Genomic DNA, 7,543 nt, shown 5'->3' on the forward strand with positions numbered 1-7,543 from the left:
GCGGTCGTGCTTGCGCATGTAAACCTCGAACTTGCGGGCGGCGCGCCTGCGCTTCCAGCGGTAATACCAGTTGCGCAGGCCGTAAAACCTCTCCGAAGTGCGTCCCACGGGCGTCTTGTAGGGGAAGAGCTTGACGAAGGCATAGCCGAAGAAGATGCCGCCCAGGTGGGCGACGTACGCGATGCCGCCTCCTCCCCCGAGCGAGCCCAGCAGCGCGATCAGGATCCAGATGGCCGCCATCCACTTGGCCTTGATCCGGAAGGGCAGCGGAAACATCCAGAACTCCAGCTCGCCCATCAGTACCGCTACCCCGATCAGCAGGGCGTAGATGGCGCCCGACGCGCCGACCGTCGGGGTGCTGGGCGTGAGCCGCAGGAACCCGGCATAAGCCAGGGCAATGGTGGTCAACGCCGCGCCTATCGCGCCGACGAAGTAGAGCTGCAGGAACCAGCGGGTGCCGCGGTCCGACTCGAGCAGTGCTCCGATGAACCACAACGTCAGCATGTTGAAGAAGATGTGGCTGAAGTTGGTGTGCAGGAAGGCGTAGGAGACCAGTTGGTAGACGTAGCCATGAACGACCGCGGCGGGAATGAGCGCGCCGTAATCAAGATACCCGGCCAGGCGTGGCATCACCGACTCGAAGAACTTCGCCAGCACGAAGATGCTGGTGTTGATGATGATCAGCCACTTCACCGCCCGGGTGAAAGGCGGAAAGCTGAGCGGCATGCTGCCGCCGCCGGTGAAACGTCTTGGACGGATGGCCATGTTCTTGCGAGTTTACCCTTTTATCGCTCGGGCTGGGGCACCACGGGCAAGCTGCGATGTCCCCGGGCAGCGGCCGAGCGCACGGCGAAGACCACATTGTCCTTGGAGCGGGGGAGCGTGGCACGAGTCACGTTGCCGACCGGTACCACATTCTCCCATTCGGCCGCCGTCGTCGGACGCCACAGCACCTCGTACGAGGTGGCGCCGGGCGCGGCCTCCCATTCCAATGTTGAATCGTTCTCCAAGTCCTTGGTCAGGAGCCTGACCTTGCCGGGCGACGCCGGCGCCGAGGCCAGCGCTGCCAGCACCGCGGCATTCAAGCGGGCCACGTTCGCCAGGTATTCGAAGTCCACGAACTTCGGCAGGTCACCATATTCGATGCCGTTTTCGGTCCGAGAGTTCTGATGTTGGTGGCGATAATCTTCGCGGTATTCCGTAAAGCGGACAGCGGCAAACCCGGCCTCGTTGAAGGAAGTGTGGTCGCCTCCGCGCAGGTAGCGGTCGCGGCGAAACACCAGTTTGGGGCCGAAGGGGCCGGGCAGGTACTTAGCGGCGGTCTCGCGGATGTAGCGGGCGAGCTGGCGGGAAGGGGAATCGTTCTCGCCGCCCAGCGCGCGCAGCAGCCGGACCTCCCTTTCCGTGGCTGCCGCAGGGATGCCCTCGGAGAAGACGCGCACGATGTTGTGGTCCTGGCCGCTGTTCCTGTCGCCGCCCACGATGTCGTTGTTGAGCACGGCGTCGATCTTCCAACCCTTCTCTTTCGCCATCTGGGCGAAGTGCCGGCTGCCGTAGAGGCCCTGCTCCTCGCCGGAGACGGCCAGGAAGATGATGGTCGCAGGGAACTTGAGCTTGCTGAGTACGCGGGTGCATTCCAGGGACACGGCGGTGCCGCTGGCGTCGTCGTTGGCGCCGGGCGCGGGGTGATGGATGTCGAGGGGATCGCTGTTGCGCGAGTCGTAGTGTCCGGAAACGATGTAGATGCGGTCGGGATCGGTCGTGCCGCGCAGCACCGCGTAGACATTGGAGATCTCGGTCGGAGTGGGGACGCGGTCGGCCGGTTCCTGGGTGAAGGTGTCGAACTGGACTTCGAGGCAACCGCCGCATTCCTTGGAGTAGCGCTCGAGTTCGGAGCGGATCCAGTCGCGGACGGCGACCACACCTTTGCCGGCGGCGGCCAGCGCCGCATCGTTGGCCGAAAGCGTACTGCGGTTGCCGAAGCTGACCAGTTTTTCGACGGTGGCGCGGACGCGTGCGGCAGACACCTCTTTGAGGGCAGCGGTGATACGCGGGTCCACTTCAGGACGTTTCGAGGTGTGGCCCCGCTGCGCAACTGACGCCAGGCTGGACGCCATCACAAGCGCACATATCGCCGCGGCCAGACGAAAGTTCATGCTTCCTTCCCCAGGGTATTGACGCTGCGAGCAAGAGATTCTAAATATAGTTTCAACGATTTGTCCGGAAATCGGTCTGTCAGATCAGGAGAGCAGGAGGCAGCCATGGTCCTTTGTCCCGAGTGCGATAGCGACCTGGATATCGAAGCGGACGAAGTGGACGAGGGCGAAGTCGTCTCCTGCCCGGAATGCGGAGTCGAGTTCGAGGTTGTCACCACCGATCCCCTGGAGCTGGCCAAGGTGCAGGAAGAGGAGGAGGAAGAAGAAGAGGAACACCAGGAAGAGGAAGAGGAGTGAGAACCAGACGCGCCGGCCTCGCGGCCCTGTGCTTGTTCCTGGCTACTGCGGTGGCAGCCGCCCAGCAGGCAGCCCCTCAGCCAGCGCAGCAACCAGCCCAGCTTCCGACCCCCAAAGGGAAACCCTACGCCCTGATCTTCGGCACGGTGTACGGACCTGACGACCGACCGGTGTACGGAGCCCAGGTGCAGATCCGGCGCGCCGACGGCAAGAGCGTCAAGGGCGGGGACGCCTTGGCGTCGGACCACCAGGGTGAATTCGCCCTGCGGGTGCCGGCCGGAGCAGCCGATTACTTGATCCGGGCCACGGCCAAAAAGGGCAAACGCAAGCTGGCCGCCGAGATCAAGGCGCACGTCGATTTCGATGAACGGGTGGACGTAGGCTTGCATCTAAGGGAGTAGAAGCCGAAAAGCCACAATCTGGGCGAAGGAGGGGTCGTTGAAGAAGACTGCCGGTATCGTGCTGGTCGCGCTGCTGCTGGCGTTGCTGGCAGGGGGCTCGGCGCGCGAGCCGCAAGCGAAGTCGGTGAGCGGGCAGGTGACGGACAACGCCGGCCAGCCCATCCCCAACGCCATCGTGTACCTGAAGAACATGAAGACGCTTGCGGTGAAGACCTTCATCGCACAGCAGGACGGGAGCTACCAGTTCCACGGTCTTTCGCCCAACGTGGACTACGACCTCTACGCCGAATCCAAAGGCCAGCGCAGCGACAATAAGACCATCAGCCAGTTCGACAGCCGCAGCAACCTGACCATCTATCTGAAGATCAAGAAGTAAGCTTTGCCGAATCACCCCACTGGCGTGGGGCTTCCTGCGAGATGCGAGCGGTAGATCCTCACGCTCGTCCCTAACGGTACATCGCTCAGGATGACAAGTGAAAAAAGCAAGGCCGCTCATCGCGAGCGGCCTTTGGTCTTGCTGATGCCCGGCGACTGCTATTCGTTGCCGGCGCGCTTCCAGTTCATGATCTCGCCCAGGGTGGCGCTGCCGGGGGACGAAGACGAGGTCGGGTGCTTGTAGGTTTCGACCTCCTGGCGACTGGCTTCCTCGCCCACGGCGCGGATAGAAAGCCCGACCTTCTTCTCCTCCGGATTCATCTTGATGATCTTGAAGTCGAACTCCTGCCCGGGCTCGAGGTGGATGGCAGCGCCGTTGGCGTCCACCGCCTCGGAGTTGTGGCAAAGGCCCTCGACGCCGTCGGCGATCTCGACGAAGGCGCCGAAGGTGGCGACGCGCAGGACCTTGCCCTTGAGCACATCCCCGATGCGGTGCTGGGCAAAGAAGGTCTCCCAGACGTCGGGCTGGAGCTGCTTGATGCCCAGGGAGAGGCGGCGCTGCTCCGGCTCGATGCCGAGCACGATGGCCTTGACCTTGTCGCCCTTCTTCACCACTTCGGACGGATGCTTCACCCGCTTGGTCCAACTCAGGTTGCTGACGTGGACCAAGCCGTCAATGCCGTCCTCGATCTCGATGAAGGCGCCGAAGTCGGTGAGGTTGCGGACGCGGCCCTCGACGGTCGAGTTGATGGGGTACTTCTCGTGCAGCGTCTCCCAGGGATTGGTCTCGAGCTGCTTCATGCCCAGCGAGATGCGGCGGTCGGACGGGTTCACGTTCAGGACCACGCACTCGACCTCCTGGCCGACGCCGACGATCTTCGACGGATGTTTCATGCGCTTGGACCAGGTCATCTCGCTGACGTGGACCAGGCCTTCGATGCCCTGTTCGAGCTCGACGAAGGCGCCGTAATCGGTGACGCTGATGACGCGCCCCTTGACGTGCGCGCTCACCGGGTAGCGCTGCGCGGCATCGGTCCAGGGGTCGGGCGTGAGCTGCTTGAAGCCGAGGGAAACGCGCTGCTTCTCGGGGTCGAACTTGAGGACCTTGACGTGGATCTCGTCGCCCACCTGCACCAGGTCGCGGGGATGGGTGAGCCGGCCCCAGGACATGTCGGTGACGTGGAGCAGGCCGTCGATGCCGCCCAGGTCCACGAACGCGCCGTAGTCGGTGAGGTTCTTGACGATGCCGGTCAGCACCGCGCCTTCGTGCAGGTGCTCCAGGGTCTTGGAACGCTTCGCGGCGGTCTCTTCCTCGAGGATGGCCTTGCGCGAAACCACGATGTTGCCGCGCTTCTTGTTGAGCTTGATGACCCGGACCTCGATGTCGGTGCCCTTCATGGCGTCAAGGTTGCGGACCGACTTGAGGTCCACCTGGGAACCGGGCAGGAATGCGCGGGCCCCGATGTCCACCGAGAGGCCACCCTTGACGCGCTCGACGACGCGCCCCTTGATGGGGGATTTCTCGTTGTAGGCCTTCTCGATGTCGTCCCAGACCTTGAGGCGCTTGGCGCGCTCGTGCGAGAGGACCACGTAGCCCTCCTCGCGCTCGCCGTGCTGGATCATCACGTCGATCTCGTCGCCGGGCTTGACCTTGACGTTGCCGTCGTGGTCCTTGACTTCACCGATGCGGACCACGCCTTCGGTCTTGGACCCGATGTCCACCATGACGTGGTTGGGAGTCAGAGAGATAACAGTGCCTTTATGAATGCGGTTGTCGTGCTCCAGGGCCTCGGTTTCGGCCTCAAAGGTTTCAAGAGCAGTGGCAAAATCTTCCATAGTCTCTTTTTCTTTCCGAGTAGGACCCGCGGTGGGCCGCTCGGAGGCTTGGATTTGTGGGGTTTCGGGGGACTTTTCCTGCTGGGCCTGCGCTGGTGACGGCTCGGTGGTGGTGGTGGTCGAGGTGGGGTGGTTGTTGGTTTCTTCGTTCACGGTTTCCATTGCTGTTTTTCCGCCCACATGCGGGCTGGAATGAATCGTCCCTGGGCGGAGCAAGAGCGGCGGAGATCTTCTGGAGTGAAAGTCCGTTGCAGCGGGCTCGAAACACCAGAGGCCGGATCCTGACGCGAACTCCGCGCCAAAGACTCTCCGAGTGTAGCAACCGCTTCGGAACAGTGTCAAACGCGGAGAAGCAAAATTTACGGGAACTTAACCTGGCGGCGACGCCCGCCGGACGGGCAGCCTCGGGCGCGCGGCCGGCATGGAATCCGGCGCGAATTCTGGTAGGCTGCGCGGCATGGACTACCTCTGGACCCCGTGGCGGTACGCCTACGTCACCACCGCCGACAAGACGCCCGGTTGCGTCTTCTGCGAACAGCAGAAGAAGGACGACCGCGAGGCCTGGATCGTGCACCGGGCCCGGCACAATTACATCATCCTGAATTCCTACCCCTACACCACGGGACACGTGATGATCGTGCCCTACGCGCACCTCGACGAGCTGCAAAAGCTGCCCGGCGAAACCTCGGCGGAGATGATGGAGCTTTGCCGGCGCATGGAGGGGGTGCTGCGCGCGGTCTATCACCCCGAGGGGATCAACCTGGGGATGAACATCGGGAAAGCGGCGGGCGCGGGCGTGGCCGGGCACGTCCACATGCACATGCTGCCGCGCTGGACGGCGGATTCCAACTTCATGGGCACGGTGGGCGAGACCCGCGTGCTGCCGGAGGCGCTGGAAACCACCTATCAACGAATCAAGGAGAGATTGGGGTGAGCGATTCGGTGATTGGGTAATTGAGTAATCGGGTAATTGGGTAATTGGACTCGAGCCGTGCGGTAGCTCAATTACCCGATTACGCAATTTTACAGATACCCAATCCGGCTGGTCATTGTCCGCTCGTAACCCGCCCTGTTCATCGTCCTTCGTTACTTTCGCACCCCAGCCATCAAAGTTACTCTGATGGGCACGAAAGCAGGTGTTTCGTGCACTCCCCGCAGGGATTCAACGACAACCGCCTGGCCGCGGCACGAGCCTTTGCGCGCAGCCTGAACATCCTCTTGAAATGCGTCCGCCTCTACGGGGCGGACCACAAGCTGACAACCAGCCAGTTCGCCACCGCGTGGAGCGAGCTGCGCACCGCCCTGCCCCAGGACCTGGAAGCGGGCTTCCTGCTCGGGGTCTCGGGGCACAAGCTGCTGGTGGACGGCGTCCCCCTGGAATGCGGGCCGGCCGAGCGCGGCTTCGCCCACCTGCTCTCGGCGGCGGGGGTGGCCAGTTTCTACTTCTCCGGCAAGATGAACGAAGGCGAGTTCCTGGCCATCGTGCAGGCGTTTGCCAAGGGAGGAACGAGGGCCTCGGCGGTGGCGGAGGAATTGAAGAAAGCCCTGCCCGAAGGCAGCGGCGTACGGGTCAACGAAGTGAAGTACGTGGCGCACGACACCGGGATGGGCGAGCCGCTGGCGACCGCATTGACTGCGCGCGTGCTCGGGGATGATGCCGGCAAGGTCAAGGACTGGTTGAATGATCCGCAGAAGCTGCTGCAGCTCATCGCTGCGGCCCAGGGTGCCCAGAGCGGGATCGGGCATGGCGCGGATACCGGAGCGGGAGCGGGCAAGGGCTCCGGCGAAGGCGGGAGCGGCTTTGGCAACGGCTTAGGATTCGGAATGGGGACGGGCCAGGGAACCGGCAGCGGCCACAATTTCTCGATCGGAGCGACCGGCCCCGGGGTGGTAACGCCGGCGCCGCTGCAGGAATCGGACTTCGAGAAAGTGGTGCGCCTGCTGGCGCACATCGCCGAAGCCAAGCCGAAAGGTGAGATCGAGGAGAAGAGAGCGATCCAGGCGGGCATCGCCGGGGTCCCGGCGCCAGCCCAGCAGGTGCTGCGTCAGGTCCTGACCGACGTGGCGGCCAACAGCGATCCGGAGATGGATTCAGCGCTGATGGTGAAGGTGGCCGAGCACCTGGCGATCCGCTTCGCGCTCGACCAATACGCGCGCGGTGAGGTGCGGGTGAACGCGGTCCGGGAGATGCTCGAGCGGATGGGCAAGGAGATCGAGCAGCTGCGCAAGATCATCGGGTCGCATGAAGAGAAGATGACCAAGGCGGGGATCCTGACGGAAACGCACGCCGACATCCTGGACCGCGCCTTCTGGGCGCAGGTGCCGGAGCAGGGGAAGAAGAGCGTCCTGCTGTCGCAGGATGCGTGGTGTATCCCGCCGCGCAACATCCGCTCCTACCTGGAAGACGTGCTGGTGCAGCGGCAGGACATGCCCCTGATCATGGCGGTGCTGCGCAACTACCTGAAGGGCGTGAAGAAC

At 63.5% G+C, this 7,543-nt stretch carries 8 protein-coding genes; 5 read left to right on the top strand and 3 right to left on the bottom strand.

What is annotated here, in order from left to right; genetic code table 11:
* Together VMS96_10635 and VMS96_10640 are read right to left on the bottom strand one after the other, a co-directional pair.
* On the bottom strand, positions 1-765 hold a 765-nt coding region (locus tag VMS96_10635), incomplete at its 3' end, for a rhomboid family intramembrane serine protease (GenBank protein ID HVP43880.1).
* Positions 766-785: 20 nt separating this feature from the next.
* Positions 786-2,156 carry a M20/M25/M40 family metallo-hydrolase gene (locus tag VMS96_10640; GenBank protein ID HVP43881.1) on the bottom strand — a complete coding sequence of 457 codons (1,371 nt, stop codon included), beginning with the start codon at positions 2,154-2,156 and terminating at the stop codon, positions 786-788.
* 105 nt (positions 2,157-2,261) lie between these two features.
* On the opposite strand from VMS96_10640, the gene VMS96_10645 reads away from it, so the two are divergent.
* Genes VMS96_10645 through VMS96_10655 form a run of 3 tightly spaced genes read left to right on the top strand, consistent with a single transcriptional unit; the run spans position 2,262 to position 3,230 of the window.
* Positions 2,262-2,453 (top strand): hypothetical protein, encoded by a 192-nt coding sequence (locus VMS96_10645; GenBank protein HVP43882.1) that lies wholly within the window; start codon positions 2,262-2,264, stop codon positions 2,451-2,453.
* Positions 2,450-2,854 (top strand): carboxypeptidase-like regulatory domain-containing protein, encoded by a 405-nt coding sequence (locus VMS96_10650; protein HVP43883.1) that lies wholly within the window; start codon positions 2,450-2,452, stop codon positions 2,852-2,854. Before VMS96_10645 ends, VMS96_10650 begins: the two co-directional genes overlap by 4 nt.
* Before the next feature lie 37 nt (positions 2,855-2,891).
* On the top strand, positions 2,892-3,230 hold the full coding sequence (locus VMS96_10655; GenBank protein HVP43884.1) for a carboxypeptidase-like regulatory domain-containing protein: 339 nt from the start codon (positions 2,892-2,894) through the stop codon (positions 3,228-3,230).
* Between the two features lie 158 nt (positions 3,231-3,388).
* Here VMS96_10655 and VMS96_10660 read toward each other — a convergent pair whose 3' ends face one another.
* Entirely contained in the window at positions 3,389-5,227 is a 1,839-nt protein-coding gene (locus VMS96_10660) for a 30S ribosomal protein S1 (protein HVP43885.1), read from the bottom strand.
* Positions 5,228-5,522: 295 nt separating this feature from the next.
* Here VMS96_10660 and VMS96_10665 point away from each other — a divergent pair, with 295 nt between their 5' ends.
* Both VMS96_10665 and VMS96_10670 read left to right on the top strand, forming a co-directional pair.
* The gene (locus tag VMS96_10665) at positions 5,523-5,999 is read left to right on the top strand and encodes an HIT domain-containing protein (GenBank protein ID HVP43886.1); all 477 of its coding nucleotides are present in this window, start codon (positions 5,523-5,525) and stop codon (positions 5,997-5,999) included.
* Positions 6,000-6,208: 209 nt separating this feature from the next.
* On the top strand, positions 6,209-7,543 hold a 1,335-nt coding region (locus tag VMS96_10670), incomplete at its 3' end, for a hypothetical protein (protein ID HVP43887.1).

The organism is Terriglobales bacterium (assembly GCA_035543055.1).
Taxonomy (GTDB): Bacteria; Acidobacteriota; Terriglobia; order Terriglobales; family Acidobacteriaceae; genus JAIQFD01.